Origin of the sequence: Mycobacterium sp. 852002-51152_SCH6134967 (assembly GCF_001667105.1) — a bacterium.
In the GTDB taxonomy this organism is placed as follows: Bacteria; Actinomycetota; Actinomycetes; order Mycobacteriales; family Mycobacteriaceae; genus Mycobacterium; species Mycobacterium neumannii_A.
In genome coordinates, this window is record NZ_LZIK01000068.1 from 220,173 (window position 1) to 242,750 (window position 22,578).

22 protein-coding genes are annotated in these 22,578 nt (G+C 67.1%); 4 read left to right on the plus strand and 18 right to left on the minus strand.

Translation table 11 applies throughout. From position 1 onward, the window contains the following. Window positions 1–6: 6 nt before the first annotated feature. Both A5790_RS22150 and A5790_RS22155 read right to left on the minus strand, forming a co-directional pair. The gene (locus A5790_RS22150; protein WP_066849299.1) at window positions 7–1,062 is read right to left on the minus strand and encodes a 3-deoxy-7-phosphoheptulonate synthase; all 1,056 of its coding nucleotides are present in this window, start codon (window positions 1,060–1,062) and stop codon (window positions 7–9) included. Between the two features lie 232 nt (window positions 1,063–1,294). Beyond that, a complete protein-coding gene (locus A5790_RS22155) occupies window positions 1,295–1,618 on the minus strand; it encodes a hypothetical protein (protein WP_064413311.1) in 324 nt (107 codons plus the stop codon). 231 nt (window positions 1,619–1,849) lie between these two features. Here A5790_RS22155 and A5790_RS26550 point away from each other — a divergent pair, with 231 nt between their 5' ends. Beyond that, window positions 1,850–2,053: a hypothetical protein gene (locus tag A5790_RS26550; protein ID WP_066849301.1), complete on the plus strand. Its 204-nt coding sequence runs from the start codon at window positions 1,850–1,852 to the stop codon at window positions 2,051–2,053. 4 nt (window positions 2,054–2,057) lie between these two features. On the opposite strand, the gene nagA is transcribed toward A5790_RS26550, so the two are convergent. From nagA to A5790_RS22175, 3 genes are all read right to left on the minus strand, one after another. Then, window positions 2,058–3,200 carry an N-acetylglucosamine-6-phosphate deacetylase gene (gene nagA / locus A5790_RS22165; protein WP_066849797.1) on the minus strand — a complete coding sequence of 381 codons (1,143 nt, stop codon included), beginning with the start codon at window positions 3,198–3,200 and terminating at the stop codon, window positions 2,058–2,060. Window positions 3,201–3,241: 41 nt separating this feature from the next. Next, window positions 3,242–4,657, minus strand: a complete 1,416-nt coding sequence (locus tag A5790_RS22170; protein WP_066849304.1) for a sugar porter family MFS transporter — start codon at window positions 4,655–4,657, stop codon at window positions 3,242–3,244. A 75-nt stretch (window positions 4,658–4,732) separates the two neighbouring features. Continuing rightward, window positions 4,733–5,377: a TetR/AcrR family transcriptional regulator gene (locus A5790_RS22175; protein WP_197696860.1), complete on the minus strand. Its 645-nt coding sequence runs from the start codon at window positions 5,375–5,377 to the stop codon at window positions 4,733–4,735. Window positions 5,378–5,458: 81 nt separating this feature from the next. On the opposite strand from A5790_RS22175, the gene A5790_RS22180 reads away from it, so the two are divergent. After that, window positions 5,459–6,019: an OsmC family protein gene (locus tag A5790_RS22180; protein ID WP_066849800.1), complete on the plus strand. Its 561-nt coding sequence runs from the start codon at window positions 5,459–5,461 to the stop codon at window positions 6,017–6,019. 206 nt (window positions 6,020–6,225) lie between these two features. Here the strand turns inward: A5790_RS22180 and A5790_RS22185 are convergent, their stop codons facing one another. The 13 genes from A5790_RS22185 to glmS all read right to left on the minus strand — a co-directional run bounded on the left by A5790_RS22185 (window position 6,226) and on the right by glmS (window position 20,504). Next, window positions 6,226–7,737 carry an adenylate/guanylate cyclase domain-containing protein gene (locus A5790_RS22185; protein WP_066849307.1) on the minus strand — a complete coding sequence of 504 codons (1,512 nt, stop codon included), beginning with the start codon at window positions 7,735–7,737 and terminating at the stop codon, window positions 6,226–6,228. 53 nt (window positions 7,738–7,790) lie between these two features. After that, a complete protein-coding gene (gene groL, locus A5790_RS22190) occupies window positions 7,791–9,413 on the minus strand; it encodes a chaperonin GroEL (RefSeq protein ID WP_066849310.1) in 1,623 nt (540 codons plus the stop codon). A gap of 94 nt (window positions 9,414–9,507) precedes the next feature. Further along, complete coding sequence (gene groES / locus A5790_RS22195) at window positions 9,508–9,810, minus strand: co-chaperone GroES (protein ID WP_046754122.1); 303 nt, start codon at window positions 9,808–9,810, stop codon at window positions 9,508–9,510. A gap of 181 nt (window positions 9,811–9,991) precedes the next feature. After that, window positions 9,992–11,017 carry a tRNA (adenosine(37)-N6)-threonylcarbamoyltransferase complex transferase subunit TsaD gene (tsaD, locus tag A5790_RS22200; protein ID WP_066849313.1) on the minus strand — a complete coding sequence of 342 codons (1,026 nt, stop codon included), beginning with the start codon at window positions 11,015–11,017 and terminating at the stop codon, window positions 9,992–9,994. After that, window positions 11,014–11,466 carry a ribosomal protein S18-alanine N-acetyltransferase gene (gene rimI / locus A5790_RS22205; RefSeq protein ID WP_066849315.1) on the minus strand — a complete coding sequence of 151 codons (453 nt, stop codon included), beginning with the start codon at window positions 11,464–11,466 and terminating at the stop codon, window positions 11,014–11,016. The genes tsaD and rimI overlap by 4 nt, the downstream gene beginning before the upstream one ends. Next, complete coding sequence (gene tsaB / locus A5790_RS22210; RefSeq protein ID WP_197696861.1) at window positions 11,463–12,098, minus strand: tRNA (adenosine(37)-N6)-threonylcarbamoyltransferase complex dimerization subunit type 1 TsaB; 636 nt, start codon at window positions 12,096–12,098, stop codon at window positions 11,463–11,465. The genes rimI and tsaB overlap by 4 nt, the downstream gene beginning before the upstream one ends. Further along, entirely contained in the window at window positions 12,077–12,544 is a 468-nt protein-coding gene (tsaE, locus tag A5790_RS22215) for a tRNA (adenosine(37)-N6)-threonylcarbamoyltransferase complex ATPase subunit type 1 TsaE (RefSeq protein ID WP_066849317.1), read from the minus strand. Before tsaE ends, tsaB begins: the two co-directional genes overlap by 22 nt. Continuing rightward, complete coding sequence (locus A5790_RS22220; RefSeq protein ID WP_156656486.1) at window positions 12,537–13,658, minus strand: alpha/beta fold hydrolase; 1,122 nt, start codon at window positions 13,656–13,658, stop codon at window positions 12,537–12,539. The genes tsaE and A5790_RS22220 overlap by 8 nt, the downstream gene beginning before the upstream one ends. Continuing rightward, window positions 13,658–14,845, minus strand: coding sequence for an alanine racemase (gene alr, locus A5790_RS22225; protein WP_369829811.1), 1,188 nt, complete (start codon window positions 14,843–14,845; stop codon window positions 13,658–13,660). The genes A5790_RS22220 and alr overlap by 1 nt, the downstream gene beginning before the upstream one ends. A 30-nt stretch (window positions 14,846–14,875) precedes the next feature. Beyond that, window positions 14,876–16,258 carry a glutamate decarboxylase gene (locus A5790_RS22230; RefSeq protein WP_066849328.1) on the minus strand — a complete coding sequence of 461 codons (1,383 nt, stop codon included), beginning with the start codon at window positions 16,256–16,258 and terminating at the stop codon, window positions 14,876–14,878. A 26-nt stretch (window positions 16,259–16,284) separates the two neighbouring features. Then, window positions 16,285–17,706 (minus strand): NAD(P)H-hydrate dehydratase, encoded by a 1,422-nt coding sequence (locus A5790_RS22235; RefSeq protein WP_066849331.1) that lies wholly within the window; start codon window positions 17,704–17,706, stop codon window positions 16,285–16,287. 36 nt (window positions 17,707–17,742) lie between these two features. Continuing rightward, complete coding sequence (locus tag A5790_RS22240) at window positions 17,743–18,636, minus strand: alpha/beta fold hydrolase (RefSeq protein ID WP_066849334.1); 894 nt, start codon at window positions 18,634–18,636, stop codon at window positions 17,743–17,745. Next, entirely contained in the window at window positions 18,636–20,504 is a 1,869-nt protein-coding gene (glmS, locus tag A5790_RS22245) for a glutamine--fructose-6-phosphate transaminase (isomerizing) (protein ID WP_066849809.1), read from the minus strand. Before glmS ends, A5790_RS22240 begins: the two co-directional genes overlap by 1 nt. 55 nt (window positions 20,505–20,559) lie before the next feature. Here glmS and A5790_RS22250 point away from each other — a divergent pair, with 55 nt between their 5' ends. Together A5790_RS22250 and A5790_RS22255 are read left to right on the plus strand one after the other, a co-directional pair. After that, window positions 20,560–21,405 carry a dienelactone hydrolase family protein gene (locus tag A5790_RS22250; protein WP_066849337.1) on the plus strand — a complete coding sequence of 282 codons (846 nt, stop codon included), beginning with the start codon at window positions 20,560–20,562 and terminating at the stop codon, window positions 21,403–21,405. A gap of 37 nt (window positions 21,406–21,442) precedes the next feature. Further along, complete coding sequence (locus A5790_RS22255; protein ID WP_066849339.1) at window positions 21,443–22,495, plus strand: LLM class F420-dependent oxidoreductase; 1,053 nt, start codon at window positions 21,443–21,445, stop codon at window positions 22,493–22,495. Window positions 22,496–22,578: the final 83 nt, after the last annotated feature.

Below are 22,578 nucleotides of genomic sequence, written 5' to 3' on the forward strand. Positions count from 1 at the left end.
GGGCGCCTACCCGCGGTCGGCAAGCGTGTGCAGCACCGAATCGGTTGTGGCCCAGTCCATGCACTTGTCGGTGACCGACTGCCCATAGGTCAGGGGACGGGCTTCGGGGGCCTGTGCACCGGCGACGAGGAAGCTCTCGAGCATCACCCCGCTGACTGGTAAGCCGTCGCGCACCAGTTGCGCCACGTCCGCGGCGACCTGGGCCTGGCGGACGTGGTCCTTTCCGGAATTGGCGTGGCTGCAGTCGATTACCACGCGACCGGGCAATCCGGCCGCGGTCAGCTTGGCCGCGGTCGTCCGGATGGCTTCGGCGTCGCAGTTCGGCCCGTTGGTGCCGCCACGCAGGATGACGTGGCAGTCCTCGTTGCCCGCGGTGTTGACCAACGCGCCGCGCCCGAGATCGTCCATGCCGAAGAAGACGTGCGGTGCCGCGGCGGCCTTGACCCCGTCGACGGCGACCTGGATGTTGCCGTCGGTGCCGTTCTTGAAGCCGACGGGCATCGACAACCCGGATGCCAGTTGGCGGTGCACCTGGGATTCGGTGGTCCTGGCGCCGATCGCACCCCACGCGACGGCGTCGGCGATGTACTGCGGGCTGGTCGGCTCGAGAAACTCACAGCCGACCGGCAGGCCGATGTCGACGATGTCGAGTAGCAGGTGACGGGCGATACGCAGACCGCGCGCCACGTCGAAGGTGCCGTCCATGCCGGGATCGTTGATCAGGCCCTTCCACCCGATCGTGGTGCGCGGCTTCTCGAAGTACACCCGCATCACGACCTTGAGGCGGTCGCTGAGCTTGTCGGCCACCCTGGCAAGCCGGCTGGCGTAGTCGAGGGCCGCTGACGGATCGTGCACCGAACACGGTCCCACGACGACCAGCAGCCGGTCGTCGCGGCCAGCGAGGATGTCGGCGATCTCCTCCCGGTCCCGCACCACTCGCTCGGCGCGGCGGGCTCCCAGCGGGAACTCGGTGAGCACCTCGTGCGGGCTGGGGATCTCGCTGAAACCGCGGACCCGCCGGTCCGAGGTGGCGGGCGGGGTGGCGGTCTGCGCCAGATTCATGTTCGGGTGCCTTTCTGGAGAGATTGTGGGCGCCCGTTGAAAGCCCAGGGCCCTTGAATGACGAAAGGCAGCGACCTGGTGGTCACTGCCTGGGCTCCGGGTGGATGCGTCGCTTAGCGCTGCGCCTTATCGGCTCCGCCCGGAGCCTCGATAAAGCGCCAATAGCCGGCGCGCGTCACGATGTTCACGCCGACCAGGTTATACCGGGCCCGGAGGTTTGCCAAAAGTCGGGTCAGGTCAGCCGTCTCCAGGGCTGGCAGTTCCTCGATTCAAAGGCCTTCACCGACGAGTTGATGTTGGCGTTCATCGGGCCGATCGACATGTTCGTCGCGACGACGTTGTCCTTATTGGCATCCGGTGTGCTGTTTGTGAACCACTCGCCCCAGGTCGACGCGGAGCCGGCCGTGTTGTAGACGCCGGGCGCGATGTCGGGTCCGACGAGGAAGAACCCGTTGCCCGGAATTGGGTTCATCGGGTCGGCCGCGACCGGTGGCGCAGTCGCGATCGCGGTCATGCCGGCGATCACCGCGGCCGCCGCGCGGAACAGATGTGGCATACGTCCTCACCACCTCGTGTCGGCTTCTCGGAGCGTAAGCCCCAGGATCGCGATGCACGCGGAATTCTGCCCGCCCAGCGCGCACCCTTGTACGAAATTTCGAGTTCACACCGTACAAGGGTGTGCCCTCGCGTCGGGTCGTCGAAGGTTCGTCCACCCGTGGTGTTTCGTTTTGTTACTCAGCGATAGTCGTGATGCCCGCACCCGTGTCCATGCCCATGGTCCTCCGGCATGTCGGCGACGGCGGTCTCGGTGGTCAGCACCACGGGCCGAGTCGACGACTCCGTCGGTCGCCAATTCACCGAAGGCGAGCGTCGCGGCGTTGAAGCGTTGTCCCGCAGGTGGTTCCGCGATCCCATTCACCGCGACCGCGACATCCGGGCCGGCGTTGGTGGCGATCCCCTACAGCTCGAACCGAGCGCGGTGAGCACCTGAACTGCTAACAGTGAAGTAGCCACGAACCGTTACGCATCACCTGCTGAACACGTAGACTCTCTTCTAGCACAACACAATTGGCATCCATGCCGACGCGTAGGCTGCCGACACGGTCGAGCTTCAACGCGCGGGCCGGGGTGGTCGCCGTCATCCGCGCCGCCTTCACCAGCGCCTCATCCGAGCCACCGAGTTGGCCGACCGCTGTCCGGAAAAGCTTATCCATGGTCGTCGTGCTGCCGGCTATCGTCGACGTCCCGCGCACGCGCGCGACGCGTTCAGTGACCTCCACTTCGACGGCCCCCATTCGAAATGAGCCATCCGGCAGTCCGGCTGCCGCCATCGCGTCGGTGACCAGCGCGACGCGATCAGGCCCGACCGTCTCGATGACCTGCCGCACGAGCGCGGGATGGAGGTGCGCGCCGTCGGCAATGAGTTCCACTGTGATGCGCGGGTCTTCCAGCAGCGCCAACGCCGGACCCGGGTCGCGATGATGTAGTGGCCGCATCGCGTTGAACACATGGGTACCGACGGTCGCGCCCGATTCGATCGCACGCTGCGCGTCGTCGTAGCTGGCATCTGTATGGCCGATGGCGACGACCACACCCGCGTCCGCAATGCGGCTGATGGCGTCCTGACTGCCCGGCAGTTCGGGCGCCAGCGTGACCATCAAGATGGTGCCGTCCGCGGCAGTCAGGAGAGCGTCGATCTCGGCGGGGTCGGGGGCCCGCATCAACGTTGCGTCGTGTGCACCGCAGCGCACCGCACTCAGCCAGGGGCCTTCCAGGTGCACGCCCGCGATGGTTCTATGCCGAGTCATCCTGGTGAGCACGCGCACTTGGCGCAAGAGGTCCTCGGGTGATGCGGTGACCAGGCTGGCCACCGTCGTGGTGGTGCCGTGGCGCAGGTGGAACTCGGCTGCCTGTTCGATCTCTGAGCCGATGCCGTCGGCGTAGGACGCCCCGCCGCCCCCGTGCACGTGCATGTCGACAAACCCGGGCACCACTAAGTGATCCGCGAAGTCATGGTCGGGCGGTCGCGGTGGCGGGCCGGGCGCGCACTCGATGATTCGACCGGCAGAGGTAGCCATCCAACCCGGCTTGCAGACCCGGTCCTCCAGGACGATGGTCCCCGCGGCGATGAGCGTCACCGCATCTCCATTAACCTGTGCAGCCCGCGGCTTGTCCGCCGTCATTGTTTCAACGCGTTGAGATCCTCGGCCGCGCCGTCGGCTTCATCAGGCCAGCGCCCGCCGTTTTCCCAGAAGTGCCGGATCTCCTCGAGCTGGCGGCCCTTCGTTTCCGGCGCGAATCGGTAGACGAATACAAGAGCGGCCAGCGCGAAGGCACCGAACAGCGCAAATGTCCCGCCACCGCCCAGCGAATTGAGCATCGTCAGGAAGAAGGCAGCGATGATGGCGTTGGCCACCAGATCGGAGGTGAGCATCGCACTCGAGCCCATCGACCGCAGCCGGGTGGGAAAGCTCTCACCGGCATAAACCCAGACCAACGCGCCGAAGCCGAAGGTGAACCCGATCGTGAACAGCAGCACGCCGAGGAATCCGATCGTGGTGAGCGCACCACCGAACTCCGTTCCGACCACGAAGACGCCGATCAGCACGGCGTTCGCGGCAACCATCATCGCGATGCCGCCCAGCAGGATCGGTCGTCGACCTACTCGGTCGACCAGCATCAGTGAAACGAACACCGCTGCCAGGGCCGCTACCTGAATCAGCGCTGGAAGTATCAGCAGTGCGAAGTTTCCCTCGAAGCCCATGGCCTCGAACAATCGAGGGCTGTAATAAACGATCGCATTGATGCCGGTGATCTGGATGAAGAAGCCGAGCACCACCACGAATACCGTGGCGCGAAGGTAGGGCCGCCGGAGCATCTCGCGCACGGCGCCCCCGGTTTCCTCCTTGAGCGCGCGGCTGATTTCGGCGAGTTCGGCCTCGACGTCGGCGCTGGCCTCGACCCGGCGCAGCGTTTGGCGGGCTTCGTCGACCCGACCCTTGAGCATGTACCACCGCGCGGTGTCCGGCATCCACAGCAGCAGCAATGTGACGAGCACCGCCGGTATCGCTGCCAGGCCCAGCATCCACCGCCAGTTGCCCGAGCCGGCCAGGAAGTAAGCTGCCAGGTAGCCGATGATGATGCCGACGACCGTGGCCACCTGATAGGCGACCAACAGCGAACCGCGGGACTTCGCCGGTGCTGATTCGGCGACGAACACCGGCACGACCACCACCGACACACCGATGGTGAGGCCCAGCAGAAAGCGCGACACCAGCAGCATGGGCACCGACACCGACAACGCGCTGAGAAGCGCGAAGGCCGCGTACGCGACGGCGACGAGCACCATCGACTTCTTGCGTCCAATGGCGTTGGCGAGCATCCCGCCGCCGACCGCCCCGGCGATTTGGCCGATGACTATCGCTGTGGTCACCAATTCCTGCTGCCGGGTTGTCAACCCGAACTCGTCGGTGATGAACAGAAGCGCACCGGCGATGTTGGAGAGGTCGTAGCCGTAGATGACGCCGACACTGGCCGCCGCGATGGCCACCAGCGGTCCCAGGCGGGGGGACCACCGGATAGCGGTGTTGCCCACGGTTGATCCTTTCGCCGGTGAACGAAAAGTCTAAGGAGATAACCAGAGTGGCACTGGCAGACGCGCCGCCGTGTTTCAGTCGGGGTTCGCGCCGGCGGCCAGTCCTAGCCGCTTGCGGACGACCTGTCTGGCCAGGCCCAGAATTGCCGGATCATCGTGAAGTACGAATCTGGCGTCGGCGGCTAGGAGCGCCGCATGCAACTCGAATGCCAGCTGATCGGGATTCTCGGCGGCGGGAAGTTCGTGCTGTTCGACCGCAATGAAGGCAATCTCCCGCAGCAATCCCACGAATTTGTCCTGAAACGCGGCGATCCGTTCCTTTACCGGACCTGAGCGAGTGCCCATCTCGAGCGCTGTCGCAGCGAAAAAGCAGCCGCCGGGGAAGACACGCCGCTGCAGGTAGTCGAGGAACGCCTCGCACACCGCTGCCAACTGCGCCAGGCCGGGCCGGGCGCCGAGCGCAGGCTGTATGACTTCGGCGTCGAGGATCCGCTCCGCTTCCTCCACGGTGGCCAACTGGAGTTCCTGCTTGCTTCCGAAATGCGCATAAAGGCCGCTCTTGCTGATGCCGGTCGCGGCGGCGAGATTCCCGATGGAAAGGCCCTCTAGACCGTCGACGGTGGCCAGCGAAGCGGCGGTGCGCAGGATCGCGCCACGGGTTCGTTCTCCGTCGGCGCGAGACCGTCGCTGAACTCGAGACCGGGACATTTCAGCCGTCATGTTGACAACATAGCACGATCGGTCGTACTTTCTTAGTTAGCACGATCGATCGTGCTAAGTTACTCACAAAAGGAGCTCATCATGCGCGCGACCACCACCATCAATGGCCTCGACGTCGACCAGATATCGGCGACGATGGACGCCGTCACTGAGGACCCTGCGTTAGGACGGTTTCAATTCCGGGCTCACCACGAGTGGATCGACGGCAGCTACAGTCGCACGACGATCAAGGACTTTTACGGCGTCGGCCAAGAAGACGCCTCCCGCACGGCGACGTTCACTGTCGATGCCGACGAGCCGCCGGTCCTGCTCGGTCAAAACCGGGCGCCCAACGCCAGCGAATATGTTCTCCACGCCCTTGCGGCCTGTCTCACGGGCACGATCGTTTTCCACGCCGCCGCCCGCGGCATAGCACTGGAGGGGCTGGAAGCCACCATCCAAGGGGACCTGGACGCGCAGGGCATCCTTGGGCTCAACGACAGTGTGCGCCCTGGGTACGAGCAGATCAGCGTCACACTCAAGGTCACCGGCGACTTCGATGACGATCAGCTCGCCGAGCTCGCCGGCCTCACCCGCTACTCGCCCGTCCGCGACTTGATCACCAACCCAGTCCCCGTCGCCATCGGTCTCACCCGGGCCTGACACTGGGAGGAAGAGCGGCCGAGGCTTAGGGTGCCGTGAAACCGGCCCAACCACGAAAACACCCCCGGCCCAATAGGACCGGGGTGTTCTCTTGCCTCGTCACGGGTTCCTATTCCGACGCGGGGGCCAGCCGCAGCAATTTGATGGTCCGGTTGGTACGCTCTGCGCTGCGGTCTCGCTGGTACTGCCAGTACTGGATGTAAGCCTCAACGAGCAATCCCAGAGGCGAGTCCGAAAAGCTGCACGGCAGCTGACTTACCTTTCAGCGCATGTGATCCACAGTCTCTCAGTCCGAGCGGTGGTGAAGTCAGAGCGTCGACGCACTGCTCGGTGAGAAGTATCGCGTCACCGGTGGTCTTGGTCAGCTGCTCGACGCGCGCCGCGACGTTGACGGCATCGCCGATCAACGTGAACTCCAGCTTGCTTGCCCCACCAATGGTGCCCGCGATGACTGTGCCGGTGTTGATTCCGATGCCGATCCGAAGTGCTCCTTCGAATCGTTCGACGACAAGACGTTGGATCAATACCGCGGTACTGACCGCGGCATCGGCGTGATCTGCAATGTCGTTGGGAGCGCCGAACACGGCCAGGGCGCCGTCGCCGAGGAACTTGTTGACATGCCCGCCGGCGTCGACGACGGCAGGCACGACGATCTCGAACAACGCGTTGAGACGCGCGACGACGTCCTCTGCGGGGTTGGCCTCTGCAAAAGGCGTGAAGTCGCGGATGTCGACGAACATCACCGTCACCTCTCGGCGCTCACCAGAAAATATGTCGTCGCCCTGTTCAAGTAGCCGACTCGCTAGGGCAGGATCGACGTAGGTTCCGAAGGCCGCCTGGAGTCGTCGCCGCTCAGCCAGTCCCGTCTGCATGCGATTGAACGACGCCGCAAGCGCACCCAAGTCGTCATCCTGGACCACGGGAAGGCGCTGACTGTAGTCCCCGGCGGCGACCCGCTCGGTGCCGCTGGCGAGGTCGCGAATCGGTCGCAAAGACGGTAGAACGATGCCGCTGACGGTGATCGGCCAGTAGAGACCGATTGCCACACAACCGATTAAGACGAGAAGCGCCGGGAACTTTGCGGCAGCATCCCACACGATGCCCAGCATCGCGCCGATGACTGTGGAAGCGAACAGAGAGCCCAGCATCGCGACGTTGAGCCACGCCGCGAAGGTCGGATGTGAGCGGGGCAGCTCGTCACCGACTACGGTATCGGCGGCAAGTGCGGCTCGAACCGGACGCATAGCTCCTTGTACAGAGGTGTGCATACCGAGCAGCGCCATGGCGATGCCCAATGCGGCACCCAAGACTCCGTACTGGGCCAGACGCCACCCCCTCGCTTCCGCCACCGCGCCGACGGACACCGTGAAGAGTGCCGTCCAAACAGGCAGGAACCAGATCGCTCGGGCCCTAGCAGCACGGGCCCAGGCGTAGGTGTCTGTCAGCGCCTGCATCCGGTCGACCTCGCGACCGGCCGCCCACTGATGCGCTCGACGAAACCTCCGGCTGGCGGGAAGTATCGACACCGACGCATTCACCAGAACGGCGATTCCTGTGACCACCGCCGCCGCGAGGTAGCGATTCGAGTTCTCGGAAGCGACGAGAAGCTGTGACCACAGGATGTAGACCACCAGCATCGCGGCGAACGTCAATCCCCAAATCATCCACGAGTACCTCGCTCCATACCCGTCCCACGCCCACTGCCAGATACGGTCCATGTCAGAACGAAACACCCCCGGCCATGTGACCGGGGGTGCTTCGTTCAATTCACTCAGTGATGGTGGTGATGGCCGTGGCCGTGACCGTCGTCTTCCGGCTCCTCCGGCTTGTCGACCACCGCGGTCTCGGTGGTCAGCACCATGCGGGCCACCGACGCCGCGTTCAGCACCGCCAACCGCGTGACCTTGACCGGGTCGACGACGCCGTCGGCCGCCAAATCACCGAAGGTGAGGGTCGCGGCGTTGAAGCCTTGTCCCGCAGGCAATTCGGAGACCTTGTTCACCACAACCGCGCCGTCCAGGCCGGCATTGGTGGCGATCCAGTACAGCGGGGAGGCAAGCGCGGCGGCGAACAACTCGACACCGAGGCGCTCGTCACCGGACAGGCTGTCACGCAGCTTCTCCAGCGCGCCGCGCGTCTGGAGCAGCGCCGCACCGCCACCGGCGATGACACCCTCCTCGACAGCGGCCTTGGCCGCCGCGACGGCGTCCTCCACTGCTTCCTTGCGCTTCTTCAGATCGGTCTCGGTCGCGGCGCCCACCTGGATGACGGCAACGCCGCCGGCCAGCTTGGCCAGCCGCTCCTCGAGCTTCTCGCGATCCCAGTCCGAATCGGAGGCCTCGATCTCGGAGCGCAGCTGCGCCTTTCGCGCCTCGATGGCCTCCTTGGTGCCGCCACCTTCGACGATCGTGGTGCTGTCCTTGTCCACCACGACGCGCCGGGCGGTGCCCAGCACCTCGAGACCCACCTCGCGCAGCACCAGGCCGACATCCGGGTTGACGACCTGGCCGCCGGTGACGACGGCGAGGTCGTCGAGGAACGCCTTGCGGCGGTCACCGAAGAACGGAGCTTTGACCGCCACGGCTTTCAGCGTCTTACGGATGGCGTTGACCACCAGCGTCGAGAGTGCTTCGCCCTCAACATCTTCGGCGACGATCAGCAGCGGCTTACCCGCCTCGGCGACCTTCTCCAGGAGCGGAAGCAGGTCGGGCAGCGAGCTGATCTTCTCCCGGTGCAGCAGCACCAGCGCGTCCTCGAGCACCGCCTCCTGGGCGTCGAAGTCGGTGACGAAATACGCCGAGAGGTAGCCCTTGTCGAAGCCGACGCCGTCGGTCATCTCCAGGTAGGTCTCCAGCGTCGAGGACTCCTCGACGGAGACGACGCCGTCGGCGCCGACCTTGGTCATCGCCTCACCGACCAGCTCGCCGACCTTCTCGTCGCGAGACGAGACCGTCGCGACCTGGGCGATGGCGTTCTTCTCCGACACCGGCGTGGCCGCGGCCAACAAGGCATCCGACACCGCGTCGGCGGCCTTGGCGATGCCCGCGCCGAGCGCGATCGGGTTGGCACCGGCCGCGACGTTGCGCAGCCCGCCCTTGACCAATGCCTGGGCCAGCACGGTGGCGGTGGTGGTGCCGTCGCCCGTGACCTCGTTGGTCTTGGTGGCGACCGACTTGAGCAGCTGCGCCCCGAGGTTCTCGAACGGGTCCTCCAGGTCGATCTCACGGGCGATCGTCACACCGTCGTTTGTGATGGTCGGCCCGCCCCACGACTTCGCCAGCACGACGTTCTTGCCGCGCGGCCCAAGGGTCACCCGCACCGCGTCAGCCAGCTTGTCCACGCCGGCTTCCATTGCGCGGCGCGCGGTTTCGTTGAACTCAATCTGCTTACTCATAAGTGTCTTTCTTTGAGTCGCAATTCGCTATATACGCATGCCGCCCCGGAAATCACCCGTGTGGACGGGGATTCCCGGGGCGGAACACGGGTGCTTACTTGTTGACGACGGCCAGCACGTCGCGTGCCGAGAGGATCAGGTACTCCTCGCCGTTGTACTTGATCTCGGTGCCGCCGTACTTGCTGTAGATGACGGTGTCGCCCTCGGAGACGTCCAGCGGGATGCGCTTCTCGCCGTCCTCGTCCCAGCGGCCGGGGCCAACTGCGACGACGGTGCCTTCCTGCGGCTTTTCCTTGGCGGTGTCGGGGATGACCAGACCGGATGCGGTCGTGGTCTCGGCCTCGTTGGCCTGAACGAGGATCTTGTCCTCGAGTGGCTTGATGTTCACGCTCGCCACGATGGAGCCCTCCACTAGTTCGGGTGTCGATCCGGGTTTCCGGATCTCTCAGTTACCAGGTGTTCGGCATGCGTCCGTGCCCACGCACCGTCGTCGCGGGTGCCGGCGCAGGGATTGGCCGCGTGCCACCTAGCACTCTATACACGAGAGTGCTAGCACTCAAGGCCGGGTATCGACAAGATCAGGCCACTTGCGCCTGCACGACGGGCAGGCCCGGATCGCTGGCGGCGTCCAGCGGGGACGGCCGGGCCCCCGCGGCGATCAGGTGTGCCGCGAACGAGGCGATCATCGCGCCGTTGTCGGTGCACAGGCGTGGTCGCGGAATGCGCAGCGTCAGCCCGTTGGCGGCGCACCGCTCCTCGGCCAGCTCGCGCAGCCGCGAGTTCGCCGCCACGCCGCCGGCGATCAGCAGCGTCGAGACGTCGAGCGCCTTGGCCGCCCGCACCGCCTTGAGCGTCAGCACGTCGGCTACCGCCTCCTGGAATCCGGCCGCCACATCGGCCGTCGACGCCTCCGGATGGCTTTCGACATAGCGGGCGACCGCGGTCTTGAGCCCCGAGAAGCTGAACGCGTACGGATCGTCGCGCGGGCCGGTCATGCCCCTCGGAAACACGATCGCGTCCCGGTCGCCCCCCTGGGCCAGCTCGTCGAGCACCTTGCCGCCGGGATAGCCCAGGCCCAGCAGGCGCGCCACCTTGTCGTAGGCCTCTCCCGCGGCGTCATCGACGGTGCTGCCGAGCTCGACGATCGGCTCGCCCAGCGATCGCACGTGCAGCAGGTTGGTGTGCCCGCCCGAGACCAGCAGACCGATGCTCTCCGGCAGCGGGCCGTGGTCGTAGACGTCGGCGGCCAGATGCCCGCCCAGGTGGTTGACGGCGTAGAACGGGACCTGCCAGGCCGCCGAATATGCCTTGGCCGCAGCCACTCCCACCAGCAGGGCACCCGCCAGGCCCGGCCCGATCGTCGCGGCGACGACGTCGGGTCTGGTCACGTCGGCCGCCTGCAGCGCGCGGCGCATCGTCGGGCCCAGCGCCTCCAGGTGCGCCCGGGACGCGATCTCCGGGACCACCCCGCCGAAGCGGGCGTGTTCGTCGACGCTGGAAGCCACCTCGTCGGCGAGCAGCCGCACCGAACCATCGGCGCCCAATTCGGCGATGCCGACGCCGGTTTCGTCGCAGGAGCTCTCGATGGCCAGGATGATCGTCATGTCGGGTCTCGTCGCATCGTATAGGCGTCGGCGCCGCTGGCCCGGTAATACCGTTTGCGCAGCCCCACATTGGTGAAGCCGAAGCTCTCGTACATCTTGATCGCTGCTTCGTTGTCGGTGCGAACCTCGAGGAACACGCACCCGCCCGAGGCGTGGTCGAGCAACTCGGCCAGCATGCGCTTGCCGATCCCCTGGCCCCGGTAGGCGGGGTCTACGCCGATGGTATGGATCTCGTACTCGTAGGGCTTCTTTCGGCCGAGGCGGGCGATACCGGCGTATCCGACGAGCTTGTCCTGATCGCGTGCGGCGACGTAGCGGATGTGCTTGGCGGCGAGTTCGGCGAGGAAGGCCCGTTCGGGCCACGGATCGTCGCCGTCGAACAGCTGAGCCTCCAGCTCGGCGCACCTGGCCGCATCGGACGGCTTCAACGGCCCGTACTCGATGCTCATCGCTTGGCCACCGACGGTTTGGCGTCGGGCCGGCGCAGGTACAGCGGGACGAGCGGGGCAGGTTCGGCGTTCCAGTCCGCCACTACGCGCACCAACCCCGACGCGGTCGGATACACCGGAGTTTGACGGGGCAGGTCAAACAGCGCCGCGTGCTCGGGTGACCCGGCGACCGCCGTGGCGCCTGGTGGCACGTCCGCGGCTGCGCAGACGGCGGGTCCGTCGGTACGCGCCCCGTCGCGGTAGCGCGCCCAGTAGACCTCTCGACGGCGCGCGTCCGTCACCACGAGCACGTCACCGACGGTGTCCACACCGATCGCATCGAGGCTGCAGACGCCGTGGACCGGGATGCCCAGCGCGTGCCCGTAGGCGGCGGCGGTCGCCATCCCGACGCGCAGGCCGGTGAACGGTCCCGGGCCGCACCCGACGACCACCGCGTCCAATTCGTCGACACCGAGCCCCGCGTCGGCCAGCGCCTGCACCGCGTTCGGGGTGAGCTGCTCGGCGTGCGCCCGCGCGTCGACCGTCACGCGCTCGGCGAGCACCTCCACTCCGTCGAGACGGACCACGCCCGCCGTCACCGCAGGTGTCGCGGTGTCGATGGCCAGTACGTTCACGCCTTGCTCCACTCCCACACCGCGGTGCGGACCTCGGTGTCGCGGGCACGCTCGAGCCGCACGTCGAGGTGGCTGTCGGAGAGCCGTTCGGCCAGCCCCTCACCCCATTCGACGACCACGACGGCGTCGTCGAGATCGGTGTCCAGGTCCAGCGAGTCGAGTTCGGCGAGCAGGTCGACCGACGGGTGGTCGAGGAGGCGATACATGTCGACGTGGATCATGGCCGGCGCACCCGATCGGCGCGCCCGGTGTACGCGTGCCAGCACGAAGGTCGGTGAGATCACCGGGCCCTCCACCTCCATCGCCTGGGCAATACCCTTGGCCAACACCGTCTTTCCCGCGCCGAGCGGTCCTGAGAGGACAACGACGTCGCCCGCGTGCAGGTGTCTACCGAGTTCGACGCCGAGCGCGACGGTGTCCTCTGCGGTCGACAGTTCGGCCGTGCCCGAGCTGCGTTCACCCATTGTGGCGGACCTTCTCGCGCACCCGCCTCGTCAACGCGACGAGCTTGGACGGTGTCGCGCGTTCGACGAGTCGGACCAGTGCCTCGTTGATCGCCTCGGGTTGTTCGAGCTGAACGAGATGTCCAGCGCCCCCGACGATCACCACCTGCGCCTTCGGCAGAACCGCGGCCATGGCCTGCGAGTACTCCATCGGCGTCAGCAGGTCGCGGTCGCCGCACGCGATCAGGGTGGGCACCTTGGCCAGCGTGGTCAGGCCGTCGATCTCGTTGTGCACCTCGAGCGCGTGCAGGAATTCGACGAGCGTCGCGATCGGAGTATCGTGCATCATCCGTTCCGAGAACGCCACGACGCTCGGGCTGATCTTCTCGTCGCCGTAGGACGCGGCGCGCAGGATCGGCGCGATCACCGACTTCGCGGCGCCGCGGGTTCGGTGCACCATCTTGGGCGCGTACCGGACCGCGAATCGGGCCGCCTCCAGTGCCGGGTTTTTCAGGATCTCACCGAGCGGCGAGCGCGAAACCCCTTCGGCGGCAGAGGCGATGATCGCGGCGCCGACGATCCGCTTCGGATAGTGGTGCGGGAACTGGCGCGCGTGCGACAGTACGGTCATCCCGCCCATCGAGTGGCCGACCAGCACCACAGGGCCACGCGGAACCACGATCGCCAGCACAGCCTCGAGATCCTGCCCGAGCTGGGCCACCGTATAGGTCTCCGGCGGCGCCTCGTCGGACTGACCGTGTCCGCGCTGGTCGTAGAACACCATCCGGACCTGCGGTCCCCACTGCTCGGTGAGCCTGACGCGCTGAAAGTAGAAGGCGCCCATGCGCAGACAGAATCCGTGCGCGAACACCACCGTCAGCGGCGCGTCTTGCGGGCCGACCTCGCGGACCGCCAGCGACACGCCGTCGGGTGTGGTGACGACGGAGCTGCGGTCGGCGTCGAGGAGTTCGAAATCCTCGTCCTTGTAGTGGTCCACGGTGTCCAGTCGACGCCGCAGCGAGCGCGCCGCCGACATTCCCGCCGCGCTGCCGACCGTGGTCAGGCCGGCTGCGCCCGCGAGCCAGCGCCCGTTCGCGTTGCGGCGGCGGCGCGGAATCGGAATCTCGTTGTCCATCAGGGTGTCTTGTCCATCGATCCGGTGTAGGTCCGCACAAAGCGGCCACGCGGGCTGGTCACGACCTCGTAGTTGATGGTGCCGAGCAGGTCGGCCCACTCCTGGGTAGTCGGCTCACCGTGGGTGCCCGGCCCGAACAGGATCGCGTCGTCACCTTCTGCGGCACCGCCTTCCGGTCCGAGGTCCACGACGAACTGGTCCATGCAGATCCGGCCGACGTTGCGGCACCGCCTGCCGTTGATCATCACGTCGATGCGGTTGCTCAGCGGGCGGAACACCCCGTCGGCATACCCGACGGGCAAGAGCGCCACGGTGGTGTCACGATCGGCGACCCAGGTGTGCCCGTAGGACACGCCGTCACCCGCGCGCAGCGAACGGACCAGCGTCACAGGGCATTTCAAGGTCATGGCCGGACGAAGGCCCATGTCCCCGCGCTCGGGTATCGGGGTCTGGCCGTACACCGCGATACCGACGCGCACCAGGTCCATGCCCAGGTCTGGCCGTGTCATCGCGGCCGGGCTGTTGCTCAGGTGGGTGATCTCGAACTGCACGCCCTGTTCGGCCGCGTAGGTCCGCATCTCGGTGAGCCGCTGCGCCTGTATGCCGTTGAGCGGATCGTCGGGCCGGTCACCGTGCACGAGGTGCGACATCAGCCCCCGCACGCTGATCGCGTCGTCGGCCTGCGCCCGCGTGAGCGCGGCGACCATCGCCGGGTAGTCGGCACGACCGACGCCGTTGCGGCTCAGCCCGGTGTCGACCTTCACGGTGACCAAGGCGCCGCGCCCGGCCCGTGCGACGCCGTCGAGCAGTTCATCGAGCTGACGCACTGACGACACCGCGATCTGGACGTCGGCGGCCACGGCGGGCGCGAAGTCGGTGCCCGGCGGGTGCAGCCAGGCCAGCACCGGCGCTGTGATGCCGTCGCCGCGCAGCGCCAACGCCTCGGCGACGGTCGCCACTCCGAGTTCAGACGCTCCCGCGGCGAGCGCGACCCGGCTCACCTGCGTGGCGCCGTGTCCGTATCCGTCGGCCTTGACGACGACCATCACCTGCGCAGTGCCCGCGAGGTCGCGCAGCAGCCGCACATTGTGGGCGATCGCGTCGAGGTCGACCACCGCCTGGGGGGCCGCGGTCGCGGTCGGCGTCGTCAGCTCGGTCGTGTGCATCGTCGTTTCACCACGGCCGATTGTCCCAGACAGGCGAGCAGCGGCCCGACGCTAGTGCGCGAAGGGCTGCAACTGGTTGAAGTGGCCTCGGGGTTTGAGCTCGTCGAGGTGGGAGAGCACGGTGACCATGTCGTCGTGCAGCGCTCGGGCCAGGTCCGCGGAGAATCCCTCCCGCACCACGATGCGCAACATCGTGACGTCGGTGGCGCCCTCCGGCATGGTGTAGGCGGGTACCTGCCAGCCGAACGCGCGCAGGCCCTGCGAGATGTCGAACTCCGTGTAACCGAAATCGCCGGCGAGCTTGAAACTCACCACCGGGATCGCCGATCCGTCGGCGACGACCTCGAAGTGTTCACTTTCGCGCAGTTGGTCACCAAGCCACCGCGCGGTTTGCGAAAGCGACTGCATCACTTGTGAATAGCCCCCACGGCCGAGCCGCAGGAAGTTGTAGTACTGCCCGACGACCTGGTTGCCGGGCCGGGAGAAGTTCAACGTGAAGGTCGGCATGTCGCCGCCGAGATAGTTCACGTGAAAGACCAGGCCCTCGGGCAGGTACTCGGCACTGCGCCACACCACGAACCCGATCCCGGGATAGGTCAGGCCGTACTTGTGGCCGCTGACGTTGATCGACACCACACGCGGAAGCCGGAAGTCCCATTCCAGATCCGGATGCAGGAACGGCACCACGAAGCCGCCGCTGGCGGCGTCCACGTGGACCGGGATGTCCAGGCCGCCGTCCGCGGCGAGTTTGTCGAGCGCCGCGCAGATCTCACCGATGGGTTCCAGCTCCCCGGTGTAGGTGGTGCCGAGGATCGCCACCACACCGATGGTGTCCTCGTCGATGTTTTCGAGCACCTGTTCGGGTGTGATGACGTAGCGGTCCTCGGCCATCGGCAGGTATCGCGCCTCGACGTCGAAGTAGCGGCAGAACTTCTCCCAGACCACCTGGACATTGGCGCCCATCACCAGGTTCGGTGTGCGACCCTTCCACTTGTCGCCGACGCGGTCTCGCCACCGCCACTTCATCGCGAGCCCGGCCAGCATCACCGCCTCGCTGGAACCGATGGTCGAGACACCAATCGCACTCGACGGGTCGTCGTCGCGCAGCCCTTCGGCGTGGAACAGATCGGCCACCATGCACACGCACCGCTGCTCGATCGCGGCGGTCGCCGGGTACTCGTCCTTGTCGATCATGTTCTTGTCGAACGTCTCGGCCATCAGCCGTTCGGCCTGCGGGTCCATCCACGTCGTGACGAACGTGGCCAGGTTCAGCCGGGAACTGCCGTCGAGCATCAGTTCGTCGTGGATGAACCGGTACGCGGCATCGGGATCCATCGCATCGTCGGGCAACCGCAGCGACGGCACCGGCGCCATCGCCAGCCGTCCGGTATAGGCGGGGGCAACCTGCGGCGCGTGAGGACGCGTGGGCGACATGGGATTTCCTCTCGTTACAAACTGGCTTACAGACTGGCTAGGGCGGTTCGGATGTGAGCGAGGATGCGCGACGCCGAAGTCGGGGCGGGATGCGGCCCTGGATCGGAAGCAGCGAGGTTCGCGGCGCGGGCGTGGACGAACGCGGCGGCGGCGGCCGCCTCGCCGGCGGGTAAGCCCGCGGCAAGCAACGCGCCGATGACGCCGGTCAGCACATCGCCGGAACCCGCTGTGGCCGCCCACGATTGGCCTGCGGGGTTGAGGTATACCGGGCCGCCCGGTTCGGCGATGACTGTCACGTTGCCCTTCAGCAACACGGTGACGCCCAACCGGTCGGCCAGCCTGCGGGTGGCACCGACCCGATCGTCGCCGGGCGCCGAACCGGCCAGGCGCGCGAACTCGCCCGCGTGCGGCGTCAACACCGTCGCCGCCTCGCGACCGTCGACGAGATCGGGATGGGCGGCAAGAATCGTCAGCCCGTCGGCGTCGACGACGACCGGCAGCCCGCTGTCCAGCGCGAACCACAGGGCAGCCGCGCCGGTGTCGTCGGTACCCAGGCCGGGTCCCACGGCCCAGGCCTGCACCCGCCCAGACGCGCTGGCGTTCGGTGCGGCGATCACCTCCGGCCACTGCGAGAGAACCTGCCGCCCGGCGGATCCGGCGTACCGGACCATGCCCGAGGTCGCCGCGACGGCCGCACCTGTGCACAGCACCGCGGCGCCGGGGTAGGTGGTCGAGCCGGCGAGGATGCCGGTGACCCCCTGGGTGTATTTGTCGTCGGTCGGACCGGGCACCGGCCAGCGAGCGGCTACATCGGCGGCGTCGAACGACATCATGTCGGACGCCGGCAACTGCAGACCGATGTCGATCAACTCGACATGACCGCATTCCCCCAGTGCGTGAACGGGTTTGAGACCGCCGAATGTCACGGTCAACGCGGCCCGCACATGGGGTCCGTCGGTGGCCCCGGTATGCACGTCCATGCCGCTGGGGATGTCGACGGCCACCACCGGAACGCCCGCTTCGTCGACGGCGGCGAACACCTCGGCGGCGTTCGGCCGCAGCGACCCGGACCCGGAGATCCCCACCACGCCGTCGATCACCAGAGCGGTGTCCGCCGGAATCGATCCGACGACACGCCCACCGGCGGCGCTGAACGCCGCCAGTGCCTTGCGGTGGGTGCGGTCCGGATTGAGCAGCATGGCGGCGGAACCGGCGCCGCGCCTGCGGAGGAATGTCGCCGCCCACAGCGCATCGCCGCCGTTGTCGCCCGAACCGACCACGGCACAGATGCGTCGCCCGGAGATTCCGCCGGTGCGTAGCACCAGTTCGCGCGCGATCGCGACGGCAAGGCCGTTGGCGGCGCGGCGCATCAGGGCACCGTCGGGCAGGGACGCCAATAGCGGCGCTTCAGCCTCGCGAATCTGGTCCGCGGTGTAGTAGTGCCGCATCGCTGCTCACGTTAGTGGCAAACAGTGCCGAGAGGCTCAGTTTCGACCGTCTGCGTCGGCCCAGAAATCGACTGCCCGTTCGGCGATCTCGACCGCGTACTCACTGTTGATCGCATGCGAGGCACCGGGCCACACTTCGACCCGGCCCCGCGGAAGCAGGCGTCGCGCCCGCTGCGCCGCCCGGTCGGCGTCGTGCATCACGCTGCGCCCCCCGAGCAGGGCCAGCACCGGTATATCCAGTTCGCGCAGCTGTTCGTCGGTGATCATCTTCGGCATCGCCTTGCGCACGGTGTAATCGGTTGAGCCGGAGGAGATCAGTGCCGCTTCGGTTGCCGCCTCGTCGATGTCGGCGCCGCCGGAGATCCAGCGGAGCACGCGCCTGCGCAATTTCTCGGGCACGCCGGGGAGGAACAACGCTGGCGAGGCCAGTACAGCCTTGAATGCGACCGGGGCGAAGGTGAACACGGGATCGAGTAGCACCAGCGAGGCGGCTCGGCCGGAGCGGCGGGCGGCGTAGTTGGCCGCCGTCCATCCACCGATCGACACTCCCATCAGATGCACTAGGTCCAGCCCGGCGCCCGCGAACACCTCGTCGAGCCATTGCGCCTCGTCGTCGGGTCCGGTGATCGGCTTCTCCTGTACCGACAGCCCCGCCTCCCCGAGCAGATCGATCCCGATCACCGGCCGATGCCGTTGCAGCAGGGGGATGTTGCCCCGCCACATCGGGACCGAAGCGTTGCGACCGGGGAGCAGTACGACGGGCGTCAGATCGGGCGGCCCGGCGAACCGGTACACCCGCACGAACCCGAATGACGTTGCCACATCGTGCATTTCGGCAGGCTCGGGCAGCTCTGCCATCGCGGTTTGGTAGACCTCGAGGAAGTGGCGGCGAGCCCGATCGCCCTTGAAGTCCCCGACCCGGCCCGCCACTACTCGACGGTGACGGACTTGGCCAGGTTACGGGGCTTGTCGACGTCATAGCCGCGCGCCTGCGCCACCCCCGCGGCGAACACCTGCAGCGGGATCGTCGACAGCAGCGGCTGGAGAAGTGTTGACACCGCCGGGATCTCGATCAGGTGATCGGCATAGGGACGGACCGTGTCGTCGCCCTCTTCGGCGATCACGATGGTGATCGCGCCGCGCGCCTGGATCTCGCGGATGTTCGACAGCAGCTTGGCGTGCAACATCGGCGCGTTCTTCAGTGACGGCATCACGACGATGACCGGGAGGTCGTCCTCGATCAGCGCGATCGGACCGTGTTTGAGCTCACCCGCCGCGAAGCCCTCGGCGTGCATGTACGCCAGCTCCTTGAGCTTGAGCGCACCTTCGAGCGCGACCGGGTAACCGACGTGCCTGCCGAGAAACAGCACCGTCTGCGACTGGGCGAAGCGGTGGGCCAACGCCCTGACCGGTTCGACGATCTCCAGGACCCGGGCGACCAGCTCGGGCATGGCCTCCAGCTCGCGGTATTCGCGCTCCACCTCGTCGGGGTACTTCGTGCCGCGCGCCTGCGCGAGCGCAAGTCCGACAAGGTAATTGGCCGCGATCTGCGCGAGGAACGTCTTTGTGGACGCCACCCCGATCTCGGGTCCGGCACGGGTGTAGAGCACCGCATCGCATTCGCGCGGGATCTGGCTGCCGTTGGTGTTGCAGATCGCCAGCACCTTGGCCTTCTGCTCCTTGGCGTGCCGCACGGCCTCCAGGGTGTCGGCGGTCTCGCCGGACTGCGAGATCGCCACCACCAGGGTATGGCTGTCCAGAACCGGGTCGCGGTAACGGAATTCGCTGGCGAGCTCGGCCTCGACGGGCAACCTCGTCCAGTGCTCGATCGCGTACTTGGCCAGCAGCCCGGAGTGGTAGGCGGTGCCGCATGCCACCACGAAGACCTTGTCGACCTCACGCAGTTCCTGATCGGACAACCGCTGCTCGTCCAGGACGATGCGGTTGTCGACGAAGTGGCCCAGCAGCGTGTCGGAAACCGCGGCAGGCTGCTCGGCGATCTCTTTGAGCATGAAGTACTCGTAGCCGCCCTTTTCGGCGGCCGACATGTCCCAGTCGATATGGAACGACCGCGCGTTCGCGCCGTCGTCCACACCGTCGAAGTCGGTGATGCGGTATCCGTCGGCGGTCACGACCACCGCCTGATCCTGGCCAAGCTCCACCGCGTCGCGGGTGTGCTCGATGAACGCGGCCACATCCGAGCCGACGAACATCTCGCCGTCACCGACGCCGACCACCAGGGGCGTGGAGCGGCGCGCCGCCACGATCGTGCCCGGATCGTCGGCGTTGGCGAATACCAGCGTGAAGTGCCCTTCGAGGCGCCGCAGCACGGCGAGCACGGACGCCGGGAAATCTCCGGCGGTGGGGCCGTGGTGGAACTGCCAGGAGACCAGGTGCACCGCAACCTCGGTGTCGGTGTCGCTGGCGAACTCCACCCCGGTCTTCTCGAGCTCGGCCCGCAAGGCGGCGTAATTCTCGATGATCCCGTTGTGGACGACGGCGATCTTGCCCGAGGCGTCGCGGTGCGGGTGGGCGTTGCGGTCGGTGGGCCTGCCGTGGGTGGCCCACCGGGTGTGCCCCAGGCCGGTATTGCCCCCGAGGCTGGACGCGTCGGTGTCGGCCAGCGCGGCTTCGAGGTTGGCCAGTCGCCCGGCCCGGCGGCGGACCGTGAGCCCGCCGTGTCCGTCGAGCAGAGCCACACCCGACGAGTCGTAGCCTCGGTACTCCATCCGGCGCAGTGCGTCGACGACGATCTCGCAGGCAGGGCGCTGCCCGACGTAGCCGACGATTCCGCACATAGCCATTCAGGGTAGTGCAAGAGCGGCTCAGAACCCCGTCGGCTACGGTCGTCTGGTGGCCAGCACGAAGAAGCTCTTCAAGGCCCTGACCCGCCGCGGTCCGCACCGCGTTCTGCGAGGTGACCTGGCGTTTGCCGGACTTCCCGGTGTCGTGTTCACCCCGGATTCCGGTTTCAGCCTGCCCGGCGTGGCGTTCGGTCACGATTGGCTTGCCGCAGCCGACCGCTATTCCGGCACGCTGGAGCATCTGGCGTCCTGGGGCATCGTCGCGGCGGCGCCGGCGACCGAGACGGGATTGGCGCCGTCGGCGCTGAACTTCGCCTATGACCTGGGCACGACGCTCGACATCATCACCGGGGTCCGGCTGGGACCGGGAGAGATCAGCGTGCATCCCAACAAGCTCGGCGTCGTCGGGCACGGGTTCGGCGGGTCCGCAGCCGTGTTCACCGCGGCGGGGATGCCGGTCAAGCCGAAAGCCGTCGTTGCGATTTTCCCCACAGTCACGTCACCACCCGCCGAGGAGCCCGCGGCGGCGCTGCAGGTCCCCGGCCTGGTGCTCAGCGGTCCGGGTGACCCGATGACGCTGCGCTCCAATGCGGTCGAGCTGGCCCGGACGTGGAACAAAGCCACGCTGCGCACGGTCAACGGGGCCAAGCCGGGCGGGCTGATCGAGGGTCGTCGGTTGGCCCGCGCCGTCGGCCTGCCAGGAGCCGACCGCAGCACCCAGAAGGTGGTGCGGGCGCTGATCACCGGCTACCTGCTGCACACCCTGACCGGCGACAAGACCTACCGCGACTTCGCCGATCCCGACATCGCCCTGCCGAAGGCCCCGAACGTCGACCCGTTCGCCGAAGACCCGGTGGACCTGGAGAACAAGGTCGTCGCGCTGCTGAAGCCGTGAGGGTGACCAACCAACCGGTTGGGTGTATAACTCGATGATGCGCACCGGGATCTTCCTCAACTACACCGACGGGTTTCTCCAGGCCGTCGATCAGGTCGTCGAGCTCGAGAAGGTCGGCGTCGATCTCGCCTTGGTGCCCGAGGCGTACTCCTACGACGCGATCAGCCAGCTCGGTTTCCTGGCGGCCAGGACGACGCGCATGGAACTCGGGACGGGCGTGGTGCCGATCTACATCCGCACGCCGACGTTGTTGGGGATGACGGCCGCGGGTCTCGACTATGTCTCCGGCGGCCGTTTCCGGCTCGGCATCGGTACGTCCGGCCCGCAGGTGATGGAGGGCTTTCACGGCGTGGCGTTCGACGCGCCGCTGGGGCGCACCCGCGAAGTGGTCGAGATCTGCAGGCAGGTGTGGCGTCGCGAGCGCGTGCAGTTCGACGGAAAGCACTATCAGATTCCGCTGCCCAGCGAGGGACCGGGGGCCCGGGGCACCGGCGTGGGCAAGCCGTTGCAGTTGATCAATCACCCTGTACGCGAACGTATTCCGATCACAATCGCCGCTCTGGGGCCGAAGAACGTCGAACTCACCGCGGAGATCGCCGAGGGATGGCAGCCGGTGTTCTTCTTCCCTGAACAGGCCGACGCCGTGTGGGGTGAGGCGCTGCGCGCCGGGTTCGCCAAACGTGACCCCTCGTTGGGCCCACTCGACGTCATGGTCAGCGCTCCCCTGGCCATCGGCGAGGACGTCGATGACCGGCTGTCCTGGGTGAAGCCGCAGTTGGCGTTGTACATCGGCGGTATGGGCGCGCGCGGCCGCAACTTCTACCACAACCTGGCCACCCGCTACGGGTACGGCGAGGTCGCCAACACCATCCAGGACCTCTACCTAGCGGGCAAGAAGACCGAGGCGATCGCGGCGGTGCCGGACGAACTGGTGCGCAGCGTGTCGCTGGTCGGACCACGTGGGTACGTCAAGGAGCGACTGGCTGCATTCGCCGAAGCCGGTGCGACGACGCTTCTGCTGCAGCCGCTTTCCATCGACCGCAGTGAAATCGTCGGATTCGTCGAGGAACTGCACGGCTTGCTGCCTTAGCCGATTACGCCGATCGCCGATGCCCCTGTACAGTGGGCACAGCGGCATCTTCTGTTCTGCCTTTTGCCGCATCGCCGAAGGCG